Source organism: Aeromonas rivipollensis (assembly GCF_010974825.1).
In the GTDB taxonomy this organism is placed as follows: domain Bacteria; phylum Pseudomonadota; class Gammaproteobacteria; order Enterobacterales; family Aeromonadaceae; genus Aeromonas; species Aeromonas rivipollensis.
In genome coordinates, this window is record NZ_JAAILA010000007.1 from 294,057 (window position 1) to 308,978 (window position 14,922).

The 14,922-nt window shown below is 60.7% G+C and carries 15 protein-coding genes; 5 read left to right on the forward strand and 10 right to left on the reverse strand.

Going from position 1 to position 14,922, the window contains the following annotated elements:
- The first annotated feature begins 7 nt into the window (after positions 1–7).
- The gene (locus G4923_RS05125; RefSeq protein ID WP_163135840.1) at positions 8–313 is read left to right on the forward strand and encodes a monooxygenase; all 306 of its coding nucleotides are present in this window, start codon (positions 8–10) and stop codon (positions 311–313) included.
- Here G4923_RS05125 and G4923_RS05130 read toward each other — a convergent pair.
- On the reverse strand, positions 294–833 hold the full coding sequence (locus tag G4923_RS05130; protein WP_163135842.1) for a GNAT family N-acetyltransferase: 540 nt from the start codon (positions 831–833) through the stop codon (positions 294–296). The genes G4923_RS05125 and G4923_RS05130 overlap by 20 nt on opposite strands.
- A gap of 45 nt (positions 834–878) precedes the next feature.
- Positions 879–1,475, reverse strand: coding sequence for an outer membrane beta-barrel protein (locus tag G4923_RS05135; RefSeq protein WP_205597055.1), 597 nt, complete (start codon positions 1,473–1,475; stop codon positions 879–881).
- A gap of 244 nt (positions 1,476–1,719) precedes the next feature.
- On the opposite strand from G4923_RS05135, the gene G4923_RS05140 reads away from it, so the two are divergent.
- Positions 1,720–2,358 (forward strand): exopolysaccharide biosynthesis protein, encoded by a 639-nt coding sequence (locus G4923_RS05140; RefSeq protein ID WP_106885159.1) that lies wholly within the window; start codon positions 1,720–1,722, stop codon positions 2,356–2,358.
- 109 nt (positions 2,359–2,467) lie between these two features.
- Here the strand turns inward: G4923_RS05140 and G4923_RS05145 are convergent, their stop codons facing one another.
- Entirely contained in the window at positions 2,468–3,358 is an 891-nt protein-coding gene (locus G4923_RS05145; protein ID WP_139746187.1) for a sensor domain-containing diguanylate cyclase, read from the reverse strand.
- 163 nt (positions 3,359–3,521) lie between these two features.
- Here G4923_RS05145 and G4923_RS05150 point away from each other — a divergent pair, with 163 nt between their 5' ends.
- Complete coding sequence (locus tag G4923_RS05150) at positions 3,522–3,938, forward strand: GNAT family N-acetyltransferase (RefSeq protein WP_163135846.1); 417 nt, start codon at positions 3,522–3,524, stop codon at positions 3,936–3,938.
- A 121-nt stretch (positions 3,939–4,059) separates the two neighbouring features.
- On the opposite strand, the gene G4923_RS05155 is transcribed toward G4923_RS05150, so the two are convergent.
- A complete protein-coding gene (locus tag G4923_RS05155) occupies positions 4,060–4,647 on the reverse strand; it encodes a penicillin-binding protein activator LpoB (RefSeq protein WP_163135848.1) in 588 nt (195 codons plus the stop codon).
- A 224-nt stretch (positions 4,648–4,871) separates the two neighbouring features.
- Here G4923_RS05155 and G4923_RS05160 point away from each other — a divergent pair, with 224 nt between their 5' ends.
- On the forward strand, positions 4,872–5,507 hold the full coding sequence (locus G4923_RS05160; RefSeq protein ID WP_163135850.1) for a Vat family streptogramin A O-acetyltransferase: 636 nt from the start codon (positions 4,872–4,874) through the stop codon (positions 5,505–5,507).
- A gap of 410 nt (positions 5,508–5,917) precedes the next feature.
- Entirely contained in the window at positions 5,918–7,651 is a 1,734-nt protein-coding gene (locus G4923_RS05165; protein WP_163135852.1) for an ATP-dependent nuclease, read from the forward strand.
- Between the two features lie 553 nt (positions 7,652–8,204).
- Here G4923_RS05165 and thiH read toward each other — a convergent pair.
- From thiH to thiC, 6 genes are all read right to left on the reverse strand, one after another.
- Positions 8,205–9,344 (reverse strand): 2-iminoacetate synthase ThiH, encoded by a 1,140-nt coding sequence (gene thiH / locus G4923_RS05170; RefSeq protein WP_338120437.1) that lies wholly within the window; start codon positions 9,342–9,344, stop codon positions 8,205–8,207.
- A 113-nt stretch (positions 9,345–9,457) separates the two neighbouring features.
- Entirely contained in the window at positions 9,458–10,225 is a 768-nt protein-coding gene (locus tag G4923_RS05175) for a thiazole synthase (protein WP_111910738.1), read from the reverse strand.
- A 1-nt stretch (position 10,226) separates the two neighbouring features.
- Complete coding sequence (gene thiS / locus G4923_RS05180) at positions 10,227–10,427, reverse strand: sulfur carrier protein ThiS (RefSeq protein WP_163135856.1); 201 nt, start codon at positions 10,425–10,427, stop codon at positions 10,227–10,229.
- Positions 10,424–11,197 carry a HesA/MoeB/ThiF family protein gene (locus G4923_RS05185; RefSeq protein ID WP_163135858.1) on the reverse strand — a complete coding sequence of 258 codons (774 nt, stop codon included), beginning with the start codon at positions 11,195–11,197 and terminating at the stop codon, positions 10,424–10,426. The genes thiS and G4923_RS05185 overlap by 4 nt, the downstream gene beginning before the upstream one ends.
- A complete protein-coding gene (thiE, locus tag G4923_RS05190; RefSeq protein WP_163135860.1) occupies positions 11,187–12,746 on the reverse strand; it encodes a thiamine phosphate synthase in 1,560 nt (519 codons plus the stop codon). The genes G4923_RS05185 and thiE overlap by 11 nt, the downstream gene beginning before the upstream one ends.
- On the reverse strand, positions 12,743–14,737 hold the full coding sequence (thiC, locus tag G4923_RS05195; RefSeq protein ID WP_163135863.1) for a phosphomethylpyrimidine synthase ThiC: 1,995 nt from the start codon (positions 14,735–14,737) through the stop codon (positions 12,743–12,745). The genes thiE and thiC overlap by 4 nt, the downstream gene beginning before the upstream one ends.
- Positions 14,738–14,922 lie beyond the last annotated feature (185 nt).

The window sequence follows — 14,922 nt, forward strand, 5'->3', positions numbered from 1 at the left end:
GTTCATCATGCCCAGCCTGCTGCAGATCCATTTCACCTTCCCCGCCGAGATGATGGGGCCGGCCCTCACCGCCGCCGCCCTGCCGCTGGCCGAGTCCATCACCCGGGAGCCGGGCCTTATCTCCAAGATCTGGACCGAGAATCCGCGCACCGGCGAGGCGGGGGGCATCTATCTGTTCGAGGATGAGGAGAGCGCCCTCGCCTACGCCACCATGCACGAGCAGCGGGTGCTCGCCATGGGTGCCAGCGCGGTGCAGTTCAAGGTATTCGACGTCAACGAGCCCCTGAGCCGCATCACCAAGGGCATCTCCTGATCCCCTCCTGCCGTTCCAACCGATAGAGGGTGCCCTGCTGCCAGACGAAGCCCAGCCGCCGGAACAGTCGCTGGCTGGGCAGATTGCCCGGCTCAATATCCGCAAGCAGGGTATGAATGCCCAGCTCCCCGGCATACCCCATCACAGCGGTCAGTGCCTCCCCCATCAGGCCCTGACCCCAGTGGCTGCGAGCCAGCATGCAGCCCACTTCAGCCTGACGCAGGCCGACCTGCACCGGGTCGGCCGCGAAGCTGTGCAGGCCGCTGGTACCGACAAGGCGCCCGCTGCCGCGCGCCATCAGGCCCCATTCCAGAGACTCTCCCGCCGCCAGCAGGCGTTCGACGCTCGCCAGCATCTGCGAGACGGTGGCGAGGGACGGAAAAGGAGGCTCGCCGACGAAGCGCATAACCTCGGGATCCCCGTAGATGGCGAAGAGATCGGTGTCGTCCCGCCCATCGAGCGGGCGCAGCAGCAGCCTGGGAGTAAGCAGAATGGGCAATTCGCGGGGCAGGGGTGGCACAGGATCACATCGCCTTGTCTGTTTAAGGGAGCCCCATCATGGGGCTCAGAACCTCAGGGTCAAGCCGATATTGGCCTGCCACTGGGTGAGCAGATCCCCCCGCACCCGGAAGGCGCAGACCTCTGGGTTGCAGAGAAAGGCGCTGTCGTCATTGAGCAGAGAGCCGTAGCCGCGCACCTCGGCCCGCAGCGCCAGATGTTCCCCCAGGCGCGGCTGCACCCCGAGCGCTAGGGACATGGAGGGGGCCGTCTCGCTGTCATAGGCATCGAAGCGGGTCACCCCGATCCCGGCACCTATATAGGGCGCCATCAGGTTGTCCGAGAGGGTGAGGGCACCGGCGAAGTGCAGGATATCCACCGTCAGCCTGTCAGGCTGATCCGGGGAGATGGGGGTGGACTGATGGCTGTAGAGCAGTTCCACCATGCCGGGATCATCCACCTCCCGGCTGATGAAGAGGCCCCAGTTGCCCGAGCTCTCCCCTTGCAGTGAGTCGATGCCGGTCGAGTGCGGCGTGGGGGCAGGTTCATCCATGGCCTCGAAGTCGATGGAGGAGCTGTAACCCAGGAAAGGGGTCAGTTGCCAGCCCGAGGCGGCGGGCTCGGCCGCCCCGCCCGTCAGCGGCAAGCACAGTCCCAGCAGCATCATGATCGCTCGCGTCACGCTCTTCTCCCCGGTTGGCATGGATTGCGTCAAAAGCATATCAGAGCCTGTTCCATCCGACCCTTGACGGGGGCTGTATCGCCCCATTTTGGCGACCCGCCCCCCTTCCCTGCCCTCGATTTCCAGCAAAGCTTGCGCCGGCTCACATTATTCATCTGGGATTAACCTCTGCCACGTAAGCTGACGGCGCCACAGCGGTGGCGTTAACAGGACGAGGATCTCAGGAATGGTTGCCGCGCAACTCAACGACCCACAAAGCACGCTCTCCGATACCCTGCGGGCCACCGCCCACGCCATCGAGGAGAGCCACATCAGCCTCAGGGAGATGCTGGCCCTGGTGGGCGAGCAGGGCATGCTGCTGTTTTGCGTGCTGCTCACAGTCCCCTTCCTGTTGCCTGTCTCCATTCCCGGCGTCAGCACGCCCTTTGGGCTCTTGATCCTCTTTATCGGCATCGGCATCACCCTCAACCGGGTGCCCTGGCTGCCCGCCGTCCTGATGGAGCGCCGCTTCGCCGCCGAGCACCTCAAACCGGCCCTGCACAAGGGGGCCGATCTGCTTGCCCGCATCGATCGTCTCATCCGGCCGCGCCTGCTGCTGCTGACCGGCAGCTCCGCCATCAATCGCTGCAACGGCCTGCTGATCATGCTGGCGGCCCTGCTGCTGATGCTGCCGCTCGGCGCCATTCCCTTCACCAACGCCATGCCCGCCTGGGCCATACTGCTGCTGTCCATCGGCATGCTGCAACGGGACGGTCTCTTCGTCGCCCTCGGCTACGCCCTGGTCAGCGCCACCCTGGTCTGGTTCAGCGTGCTGGCCATAGGTCTGCTGATGGCGGGCCAGAACATCTCGACCCTGTTTGGCTAAGGCTCGGCAGACAAGCGCCAAGGCAACACTTTGGCCAAGGCCGGGTAGCGACAGATAACAAAGAGGGCGACACAGTGTCGCCCTCGTTCGTTGCAAGCCAGGGCACTCTTCAGGGATCCCCGTCGTGGGCCACCTGGTTTCGCCCCCCCCGCTTGGCCCGATAAAGCCACTCGTCCGCCCGGGCCAGCACGGCGCTGAGCTCCTCCCCCGGCCGGATCAGGGTGGTGCCCAGACTGACTGTGACGGGGGCCGGATCCGGCGCCATGGCCGCCACAGCGGCGCGGATCCGCTCCGCCACCTTCAGCAATATCCCCTCGTCTATCTGCGGCAGCAGGATCAGAAACTCCTCGCCGCCGCTGCGCACGAACAGATCCTCCCCCCGCAGCTGGGCAGAGACGCAGTCGCAGACGCGGCACAGCACCCTGTCCCCGGTCTGGTGACCGTAGCGATCGTTGATCTGCTTGAAGTGATCGAGATCCAGCATGATGAGGCCGGTGAGCGGCTGGCCCTGCACCCTCTGGTGATATTGATCGAAGAAGAAGTGGCGATTGTAGAGGCCGGTCAGCTGATCCGTCTCGCCGAGCCGCTTGAGCCGCAGTTGCAGCTCGTGCTGGCGGGTGATGTTGCGGGTCATCCAGGCCACCGCCCGCTTGCCGTCGTAGAGAGAGGGCAGCGGCGCTATCTTGCCCTCGAAGCGCTGCATCCCCTGGGGCCCCGCCTCGGCATCTATGCCCTCCACCTCGGCGGGGGAGAGATCGTACTCCACCACCTGCACCTGGCCGCCGGCCAGGGCGCGCGCCACCTGCTCCATCACCCAGAACGCCTTGTCTGCCGGCAGCACATCGAACAACCGCTTGCCGATCAGGGGGTTGCCATCCTGATATGACTGTTGCTCCACCCCGCCTATGTATTCGATGTAGTGACCATCTTCACTGAGGATGAAGACGGGGTCGGGCAACTGGGTCATCACTTCATAGAGTTGTGCCACTGAGAGAGCCATAGGTGCTCCTTTTTATCTGCGGGGAGGGCCCTGTGTTGTCTGTTATACACGACCCGTTCAGTATCGCATACGGCCAGAATGCCGTGGCGAACCGCCGCCAGCCTTGACCTGGTGGATGCCGTTTGGATATTAATGGGATTTGCCTGCCCCAGGAGGCCCCTAGATGAAACTCACCCCACCCCTGCCCCCGATTGAGCGGGATCTCGACGCCCTGCGCATCGGCCTGTCAGGCTACAACCAGGCGGTTGCCGGCAGCCATCTGCGCGAGCAGGTAGCCAGCTTTATCAAGGATGAACAGGGGCTTGTGCTGGGCGGCATACTCGCCGACATCAAGTGGGGCTGGCTGCACATCGACTGGCTCTGGATAGACGAGCGCATTCGCAAGGAGGGCTGGGGCGGCCGCCTGCTCGCCAGCATGGAGCAGTATGCCGGGAGCAAGGGCATCATCAATGTCCACCTGGAAACCACCAGCTTCCAGGCGCTGCCCTTCTACCAGAAACAGGGCTACACCGTGTTCGGCGAGCTGTCGGACATGCCGCCCGGGCATATCACCTACTTCCTGAAGAAGCGGCAGGACTAGGGCACTAGGGGACGCCGAGCGTCAAGGGGCGCGCCTTGCCCTTCTCCGGGCTCCGGTGCCTTGATACGAAAACGCCATCGAGAGGGGTTCGATGGCGTTTTCGGTGGCCGGGATGACGGGATCAGCGGCTGGCGGAGCGGCTCCCGCTCCAGAGCAGCTCGCCGCTCTTCAGATCCATCAGGCTCATGGCGAGGCGGTAGCGGCTCCCCTCGGAGAGAAGATCCCCGTAGAGCATGTAACCGGCCCCGGTCTGGCGACCCAGACGCACCAAAGAGGCGGGGTTCATGCCCCCCTGCTGGTACTCGAGCTGACCCGTGATGGCCGCCACCTGGCCGGGATCGGCGAAGCGAAAGCCGCTGTTTGCCTGAATGCGCTGGCTCATGGCCACCGCCATGGGCTGGGTACTGAAGGGCTCACCAGTGCCGTTCTGGGGCGCCATCAGCAGCAGCACAGGGCTGCCATCCTGGCTCAGTGCCTGCACCTCGGGGGCCTTCAGAAAGGCATCCGCCATGGCGAGCGCCAGCCCGGTCGGGGCCACGGGTTCGGGCGCAGGCACAGGCTCTGCCTTGTCGGGCTCGGCCACAGGTTTCTCTGGCTGGCTCACCGGCTTGTCCGGCTCGCCGACCGGCGCCGGGGTGCCTCCATAGGGATTGACCGCACAGCCGCCCAGCAAGAGGGCACCCACCATCAACAAGGAACGCAGCTTCATCTTTTCTCTCCACCAGAAGTCCGCAGGACGGACTTCGCCAAAAGCCCGTGGGGGCGGAGCACCAGCCCCGCATCCCTCCCATGCTAGAGACAAACCGGCTCCGGGTCGATGCGCACATGGACCGGGGGCGACAAAGGCTGGCGAACCGGGGCGTACAAAAAGGTGGCAAGGGTCCTTCCGGTTCCGTTAGGGTAGCTTGAGCCCAGACCCCAGAGGAGCACCCCATGCACGGACCCGACCCCGCCAACCCCCACCCCATGAAGGGCTTCCCCCAGGTGTGCTTTATCAAGAACACCATCAAGGGACCCAATATCGAGGTGGGCGACTACAGCTACTACGACGACCCGGAAGACTCCGCAGGCTTTGAGCGCAACGTCCTCTACCACTTCCCCTTCATCGGCGACAAGCTGATCATCGGCAAGTTCTGCGCCATCGCCCGCGGGGTCAAGTTCATCATGAACGGCGCCAACCACCAGAGCTCTGGCTTCTCCACCTACCCCTTCTTTATCTTCGGCAACGGCTGGGAAAGCGCCGCCCCCGCACCGGGCAGCCTCCCTTACAAGGGGGATACGGTGATTGGCAACGACGTCTGGATTGGCTATGACGCCCTGATCATGCCGGGCGTCAAAGTCGGCAACGGCGCCATCATCGCCGCCCGCGCCGTGGTCACCGGCGACGTACCCGACTACGCCATCGTCGGCGGCAACCCCGCCAAGCTGATCCGCTACCGCTTCGACGACGACACCATTGCCCGCCTCAACACCCTCGCTTGGTGGGACTGGCCGGTGGAACAAATCAGCCGGAATTTGCAGTTGATTGCCGGTGGGGAAATTGGTGAGTTGGAGAAGGGGGATTTATAGAATTCAACCACGGTAATACTGAGGAAGAAAATCCAAAGGCTCTGCCTGTATATCAAAGCTGAGGCAGCTCACATTATCAGCAACTTCAGTTTCAGATAAAACCTAGTCAAAGGTACACTGACTAAAATTAACGCCTATTGTGCCAATAAAGTTAATGTTTAAAAGATACGTTCTTCTTTAGCATTTTAGATCGTTCCCAAAACTTTGATGCAACTCAAAATACATATCAAAGCATCATCTTGCCAGTTATTTAAAATACTAAATCAGACATCTAGAAAGTACATCCAAAAAGTGTCTTTATTAAGTGCTATCAAACAGCACAAAATATATAAATTGCATGACACCTGTCACTCAGCAATTCACTATTAATAGATGCTTATTAAAATCACCAATATAATGGAGATGATAGAATGAAAATAAATTTCTTTTCTGTAAATAATTTCAGAGGAATATCAGGTGGTTTGGAAAGCAACAAAATAACGTTTGAAAATACCAACACCTTGTTTGTATATGGTCAAAATAATGTTGGGAAGTCTACTTTCTTAAAGGCATATCAGTTTTTCTATCAAAACGAAAAACCATCTAAAAATGATTTCTATAAATGTGAAATAAAAAACAACATTGAATTCGAAATCGAGGTTTATTTACAGCAACTTGATAAAGACCGTATAGAAACCACAGCAGCAAAACAAAAAGAATCGTATAAGAAATATCTCTTCGAGGATAAGATAAAAATCAAGAAAACATGGTTATCTGATGACAAAGGTGCAATAAAAGAAAAAAATCAGACATATAACTATCTAGATAAAAAATATGAGGATGTGGGGTACGCTAGTATCGGATTGCATACTGTATTCCAGTCTTGTATGCCAAAGCCCATTTTTATAAAAGCCATGCCGACAGAAGATGAGGCCAAGGAAATATTAAACGTCATTCTAAAAAGCATGGCGGAAAACACCTTAAAATCTGAAGACCTTATTGCATTACACGAAGCCAAAGCAAAGATTCAAGAACTACAAGATAAAATGTATAACCCAGAAATAATTAAAAGCTATCAAGATTCTGTTAATTCCTATTTCTCTCAGATATTCTCAGATACTACATTAATCTTCAAAGAGTCAAAGGATCGCTTAGTATGGAGTGAAAATAAGCTAGGGAAAGATTTTAGCATTGATTTTTTCAAAACTGACCAAGAAGGCAAACCAGACATATCTATTCCCTCATCTTCTGACACAGTAGGGCATGGAACGATCCGGACTGCAATTTTTACTCTTCTACTAATGAAAGATGTTGCAGAAAAATTTGAACGCCAGCCAGGTAGAAAGGATTACATGGTTTTATTTGAAGAGCCAGAGCTGTTCCTTTACCCTAAAATCATAAAAGAATTGCGAGATTTGATATATAAAGTAAGTATTGATGACCTCCCATATCAAGTCTTGTGCGCATCACACTCACCATCGATGATCGATATATCACAACCAAAATCATCCATTATTAGACTTACAAAGTCCAACACAGGAACCCTTACTCATCAAATAAATGACTCATTTCTAAAAGAAGCAAAAGGAATTAGTACAAATGAAGAATTAAAACAAGAGATGAATGAAATTCTTCGATTTAACCCTTATATTTGCGAATCTTTCTATGCTGATGAAGTTTTGTTAATTGAGGGGCCCACAGAGGAAATTATTGCTCGAGCATTCCTTCAAGAATATGATTCAGAGAAAGACTTGTTTATCTTAAACTGTGGCACAGTTAATAATATCCCATTTTACCAAAAAATATTCTCTAGATTTAAAATAAAATATCACATTGTGTGTGACACTGATGGTAGAGAAATCACCGACCATGATAAAGAACAGAACCCTTACTTCTCAACTCACATACAAAAATCAATAAGCGAACAGTTTGTTATTGATAAACGTGAAGGAATAAGTGGTCTAATGAGAGCTCATCACACGACATTTGAACCTGCTCACCAAGATGAACAAATTCCGGAAGTATTAAGATATAAAGAACAAGCACAGGGCAAGCCACTAAACGCAAATCTCTACTGGAAAAATATCCTTCAGCCAAATAGGGAACATGCTGACTTTGACAAGGTACCTTTCATGAAATACCTACGTGAGATTATCAACTACTAGAAACAGGGGATTCAGATTCCATCACAAACCTGTTTGTTGGTGGTGCAATGCGCTCTGCTTATTGCACCCTCCGACTACGCCCTGAGGTTATGGCGGGCACGGTTTTGGTTCCCCCTCTAATTCGCTGAGGAGAGACCGCTTGTCCAGGCCGCGAGACAGGATGTCGAGCAAGCGGCGCCGGGCCATGGATGGCCCGTCGGCGCGTGCCGTCGGACAAGCGGGTGAGCCGCAGGCACCCGACGTAAGTCGGGCGAATAAGCGGGGGTGGCCTTTCTTTTGGTGACTTTTCTTTGGCCACGCAAAGAAAAGTTACTCGCCCAAGCCCGAAGGGCGGGCGAAACCCCTTCGAGGCCAGCGGCCTCGCGTCCTGCACGGCGAAGCCGTGCCATCCACAATTCCCTAAAGCTGCAAAGCGGACGATTACGCCTGACGGCTAATCGACCCTACGATTGCACGGCACAGCCGTGCCTCTCACCACAGGCACGGAGTTTGGCCGAACTCCCCCTCACCGCCATGCAGAGCGGCAACCCAGCCAAGGGGGGCGTGGCCGCCCCTATCGGCCCAAGAAGGGTTCCCAGTCCTTAAACACCGGCTGCAACCCTGCCTGCCGCACGGCAGCGGCCACCTCCCCCAGGGGGCGGTCGTCGTGGATGGCGAACTGCTCCAGCTCCTCCTTGTCCCCTTCCGCATAGCCGCCGGGCTGGGTGCGCGATTCCGCCGACATCTGGGTGATGCCAAGGCGCAGGGCGCCGTTGCGAAACGCCGGGGATTCCCGGGTGGAGAGCGACAACTCCAGGGTCGGCGAGAAGAGGCGCCAGGCACAGATCAGCTGCACCAGCTGGCGGTCCGTCATGGTCACCTCGGGCTGCAGACCACCGGTGCAGGGGCGCAGCCGCGGGAAGGAGAGGGAATAGCGGCTCTGCCAGTGGTGACGCTCCATCCAGGCCAGATGCTCGGCGACGAAGTAGCTGTCGGCGCGCCAGTCCGGCGACAGGCCGATCAGCGCGCCCAGGCCAATCTTGTCGATACCGGCGCGCCCCAGCCGATCCGGGGTGGCGAGGCGCCACTCGATATCCTGCTTGTTGCCGCGCAGGTGATGGCGGGCGTAGGCCGGGGCGTGATAGGTCTCCTGGTAGACCATGACGGCATCGAGGCCTAAGGTTTTGAGCTCGGCGTATTCGGCCTGCGACAGGGGCTGCACCTCCATCGCCAGGGTGCTGAAGTGGCGGCGGATCCGCGGCAGTTGCTCACGAAAGTAGTCCATGCCCACCTTGGTCTCGTGCTCGCCGGTCACCAGCAGCACGCTGTCGAAGCCGCGCGCCTTGAGGGCCAGGCACTCGCGCTCGATTTCCTCGCTATTCAAGGTCTTGCGCTTCAAGCGGTTGCTCATGGAGAAACCGCAATAGCTGCAATCGTTGGCGCACAGGTTCGACAGATAGAGGGGCACATAGAAACCCACCGTATTGCCGAAACGCTGGCGGGTGAGGCACTCCGCCAGCTCCGCCATCCGGGGCAGGAAGGGCTCGGCAGCCGGGGAGATCAGCGCCATAAAGTCCTGCAGGGTGCGGCGCGGATTGGCCAGCGCCCGCTCCACGTCCAGGGCCGTCTTGGCGCGGATCTGCATGCCTACGTCGTCCCACTCCAGCTCGCGCCAGCGATCGATAAAGGAGGGGTCGGCTTCCTGCGCCCTCACCCCCGACTCCCTCACCCCCAACCCCTCTCCCAAAGGGAGAGGGGGGCAAACACTTGGCTGAGCTTGTGGTACAGAACCTATAGCTGCAGCATCTATCACCTCTAAACCCAGGCTCATAACGCCCCCAGAAAATCGGTCAGGGGGCTGGAGGCCTGGGCCTGGCTGCCGCGCGCCCCGAGGCCCGCCTCATAGGCGCTGCGACCGGCCTCGCAGGCGAGCGCGAAGGCGCGGCCCATGGCGACCGGATCCCCGCTCACGGCAATGGCCGTGTTCACCAGCACGGCGTCGGCACCCAGTTCGAAGGCCGCCGCCGCGTGACTGGGGGCCCCGATCCCCGCATCCACAACCACGGGCACCCGGGCCTGCTCGACGATGATGGAGAGGAACTCCCGGGTCACCAGCCCCTGATTGGAGCCGATGGGAGCGCCGAGCGGCATGACGGCGGCGCAGCCCACCTCTTCGAGCCGCTTGCAGAGTACGGGATCGGCGCCGCAGTAGGGCAGCACCACGAAGCCCTCCTTCACCAGCTGTTCGGCGGCTTTCAGCGTTTCTATGGGATCCGGCAGCAGGTATTTGGGATCGGGGTGGATCTCGAGCTTGAGCCAGTTGGTGCCGAGCGCCTCCCGGGCCAGGTGGGCGGCAAACACCGCCTCGGCGGCTGTCTTGGCACCGGAGGTGTTGGGCAGCAGCTTGACCCCGAGGGCCAGCAGCGGAGTGAGGATGTCGTCGTGGCGCTTGCCGGGCTCGAGGCGCTTGATGGCCATGGTCACCAGTTGGGAGCCGCTCGCCGCTATGGCGGCGGCCATCAGCTCGGGGTGGGCAAACTTGCCGGTGCCGGTGAAGAGGCGCGATGAGAAGGTGTGATTGGCAATGGTCAGCATCTCAGCCTCCGGCGATGGCAGTGAAAAGGTGGATCTCGTCCCCGTCATTGAGGCGGGTCTCTGGCCAGCGGCTGCGGGGCAGCACGGCGCCATTGAGGGCCACCGCCACCCCCTGGGGGGCAATCTCCTGCACCACCAGCAGCTCGGTCAGGCGCTGGCCGGTGGACAGCGTCAGCTCGATATCGTTCAATCGAATATTCATTGGTCATCCTTATGGCTGCCACACACCGGGCAAGCGGGATCGGGGGGCAACTGCAGGCACTGCCACTCATGGGCCAGGGCATCGAAGCGGCGCAGGGTGCCCGCCACCGGGCTGGGGCGCCCGAGCAGCAGTTTCAGTGCCTCCAGCGCCTGCAGGGAACCCATCACTCCCACCAGCGGGCCTGTGACGCCGCTGCTCTGGCAGCTCTCCTTTATCTCGGTGTCCGCCGGGTAGAGACAGGCGTAGCAGGCATGTTCAGGCGCGCTTCGCACCATCAGTTGCCCTTGCCAGCCGACGGCGGCGGCGGAGATCCAGGGTTTCCCCTGGGCCACGCAGGCGGCGTTGATGGCATGGCGGCTGGCCAGGTTGTCGCAGCAGTCGATCACCAGATCCACCTCGGCCACGAAGGCTGGCAGGCTATGGGCGTCGAGACGCTGGTTGATGGCGATCAGCTCGACGTGGGGGTTGTGAGCCGCCAACCGCTCCCGTGCCAGCTCGGCCTTGGATCGGCGCAGCCCCTCCCCATCGAACAGGATCTGGCGCGGCAGGTTGCTGGAATCGACCGTGTCGCCATCGGCCAGCCACAAGGTGCCCACACCGGCTCCGGCGAGATAGAGGGCAAGCGGCGAGCCGAGGCCGCCGAGGCCGACGATCAGCACCGACTTGGCTTTCAGCCGCACCTGCCCCTCTTCCCCTATCTCGGCCAGCATCAGCTGCCTGCCGTAGCGCAGATACTCTTCGTCACGAAGAGACGCCTCGTCAGAGCGCATGTGCCACCTCCTGCACCGCTATGGCGGAGCGCGCCGGATCCCCGGCCCCCACTGCCGTCAGCAATCGGGCCGTGGCCCCCTGCCAGTCGTCGCTCCCTGTGATGGCGGAGACCAGGGCAATGCTGCCCACCCCGCTCGCCTTCACCGCCGCTATGCGCTCCTCGCTGATGCCGCCGATGGCGACAGTGGGCCAGTCCTGCATCAGGGCGCGGTAGTGGTGCAGCCGCACCAGCCCCTGGGGGCGGGAGGGCATCTGCTTGGTGTTGGTGGGGAAGATATGACCCAGGGCTATATAGGAAGGGGCCAGCTCCCGGGCTCGCATCAGCTCGAAGTAGCCGTGGGTGGATATGCCGAGGCGCAGGCCGGCGGCCTGAATGGCGGCGAGATCTGCCGTCTCCATGTCCTCCTGCCCCAGATGCACCCCATAGGCACCGGCGGCTATGGCCTGCTGCCAGTAATCGTTGATAAAGAGCCGCGCCCCGAAGCGGCGACCCTGGGCCACCGCCTCGGCAATGGCTGGTGCTACCTCATCGGCGGACAGATCCTTGATACGCAGTTGCAGTGTCTTGACCCCGGCTTCCAGCAGCCGCGCCAGCCACTGCACCGAATCCACCACCGGATAGAGGCCGAGGTGGTGCTCGGTGGGGGCAAAAGACCCCTGGGGCAGGCGAGCCTCGCTGGCAGGATAGAGACCAAAGCGGCGATCCAGGCTTGACCCTGCCAGCACGGCGCGGGGGAAGTGGGCAAGATCCCCGGGCCAGCCGAGATGGGCGATGGGGCCAGGGCCTGCCCCCACCCCCTGCGCCCCTGCCAGCCCTTGCTGCAGATAAGCACGAGCCAGGGTGATGGCGTCTTCCACCGGGTAATCCAGCGCCTGGACGGCGGCGATGGCGCTGGCGTAACAGCAGCCGGTGCCGTGGCCGTGGCGGGTCGCCAGGCGCGGCGCGGCCAGCCAGAACTCCTGATGCGCATCCTGGTAGTAGTCGAGGCAGTGATCCCCGCTCCACTCAAGGTGCCCCCCCTTGACCAGCACGGCGCGGGCGCCGAGCTCCCGCAGTCGCACCGCCCCTGCCCGCACCAACGCCGGGCTGGTCGCCGGAATGCCAGTCAATGCCTCCAGCTCGGGGCCGTTGGGGGTAATGAGGGAGAGGCGGGGCAGCAGGTGCTCGCGCACCGCCGCCAGCATGTTGGGTTCCGCCATGGGGGTGCCTGTGCTGGCGATGGCCACGGGGTCATAGACCACGAAGGGGGCGTTTATCGTATCGAGCCGCCGGGCCAGCACCTCCACATGGAGCCGGGTCGGCAGCAGACCGATCTTGATGGCGGCGGGTGGCAAGTCGACGCCGAGGGCGTCGATCTGGGCGCAGAAGCTTTGCATCAGCACGGGGTCGACCATCTTCACCGCCACCGAATTCTGGGCCGTGATGGCGGAGATGACGGAGCAGCCGTGCACGCCGAGGGCGTGCATGGTATGCAGATCGGCCTGGATGCCGGCACCGCCCCCCGAGTCGGAACCGGCTATGGTCCAGACGATGGGTTTGGTGCTCATGCTTCTTCCCGCTCCTCTTTGAGGGCCGCCGCCTGATGGTAGAGCTCGCCCCCCTTCTCCTTGAAGGTCTCAGCCATACGGTTCATACCGCTTTCCACCTCGGCCACCACTCGCTCCTGCTGGCCATCCATGCCCACCAGCTTGATCTCCACCGCCTCGAGCTTGGCGGCGTAGTCGCGCACATCCTGGGTGATCTTCATGGAGCAGAACTTGGGGCCGCACATGGAGCAGAAGTGGGCTACCTTGCCGGACTCCTGGGGCAGGGTCTCGTCGTGGTAGGCGCGGGCGGTCTCGGGATCCAGCGCCAGATTGAACTGATCCTCCCAGCGGAACTCGAAGCGCGCCTTGGACATAGCGTTGTCGCGGATCTGGGCGCCCGGGTGACCCTTGGCCAAGTCAGCGGCGTGGGCGGCGATCTTGTAGGTGATGAGGCCCTGCTTCACGTCCTCCTTGTTCGGCAGCCCCAGGTGCTCCTTGGGGGTGACGTAGCAGAGCATGGCGCAGCCATACCAGCCGATCATGGCGGCGCCTATGCCGGAGGTGAAGTGATCGTAGCCGGGGGCTATGTCTGTGGTGAGCGGGCCCAGGGTATAGAAGGGCGCCTCGTGGCAGTGCTCCAGCTGCTCCGTCATGTTGCGCTCTATCATGTGCATGGGCACATGGCCCGGCCCCTCTATCATCACCTGGACGTCGTACTCCCAGGCGATCTTGGTGAGCTCCCCCAGGGTATGCAGCTCGGCGAACTGGGCCTCGTCGTTGGCGTCATAGACGGAGCCCGGACGCAGGCCGTCCCCGAGGGAGAGGGCCACGTCATAGGCGGCACAGATCTCGCAGATCTCGCGAAAATGCTGGTAGAGGAAGTTCTCCTTGTGGTGAGACAGGCACCACTTGGCCATGATGCTGCCGCCACGGGAGACGATACCGGTGAGGCGCTTGGCTGTCATGGGCACGTAGCGCAGCAAGACGCCTGCGTGGATGGTGAAGTAGTCCACCCCCTGTTCGGCCTGCTCCAGCAGGGTGTCGCGGAACAGCTCCCAGGTCAGATCCTCGGCGATGCCGTTGGTCTTCTCCAGGGCCTGGTAGATGGGCACTGTCCCTATGGGCACAGGGCTGTTGCGCAGTATCCACTCCCGGGTCTCGTGGATGTAGCGGCCGGTGGAGAGATCCATGACGGTGTCGGCGCCCCAGCGGGTGGACCAGACCAGCTTCTCCACCTCTTCCTCGATGCTGGAGGTGACCGCCGAGTTGCCTATGTTGGCGTTGATCTTCACCAGGAAGTTGCGGCCGATGATCATGGGCTCGGCTTCCGGGTGGTTGATGTTGCTGGGGATGATGGCGCGGCCGGCGGCCACCTCATCGCGCACGAATTCGGGGGTGATGCTTTCCGGCAGGCGGGCGCCGAAGCCCTGACCCGGATGCTGGCGCAGCAGCAGCTCGGAGCGCACCCGCTCGCGGCCCATGTTCTCGCGAATGGCGATAAATTCCATCTCCGGGGTGACCATCCCCTGACGGGCATAGTGCAGCTGGGTCACCCGGCGGCCCGGCTTGGCACGCAGTGGCTTGGGCAAATTATCGAAACGCAGGTGATCCAGCCCCTCGTCGGCGAGGCGCTCCTGGGTGAAGGCGGAGCTCAGACCCTCGAGCGCTTCGGTGTCGCCCCGCTCCAGCACCCAGTTTTCACGCAGGCGCGGCAGGCCGCGGCGCACGTCTATCTCGGCACTCTCATCCCCATAGGCCCCCGAGGTGTCGTAGACGGGCACGGGATCGTTGGGCTCGAACTGGGGGGCTTCCTTGCTGCCGCCGACCAAGGTGTCGGCCAGGACGATCTCCCGCAGCCCCACCCGGATATCGGGACGGGAACCTTGGATGAAGATGCGTCTGGAGTTGGGATGGGCCATGCCCTTGAGGTTGTCGATAAAGGCCTGGGCACTGGAGCGCTGCTCCCGGCGGCTGGCGGGCACGGACTTGCTGTTTTCAGAAGAGGTAGACATAGCAAAACTCACATTAACTGGTTGAAGTTATGGGTGTTTGCTTGTCTGGAGTTCGAGGAGAAGTGATGAACTTGCGGTCTGGGTGCGCTCTCAGGAGGGAGCGAGCGCGGGATGGATCATCCCTGCTCTGCCGTCCCGTCCCCCTTGTGGGGACATTCGCCGCCCTGACGGGCAAGCGGCGGGAC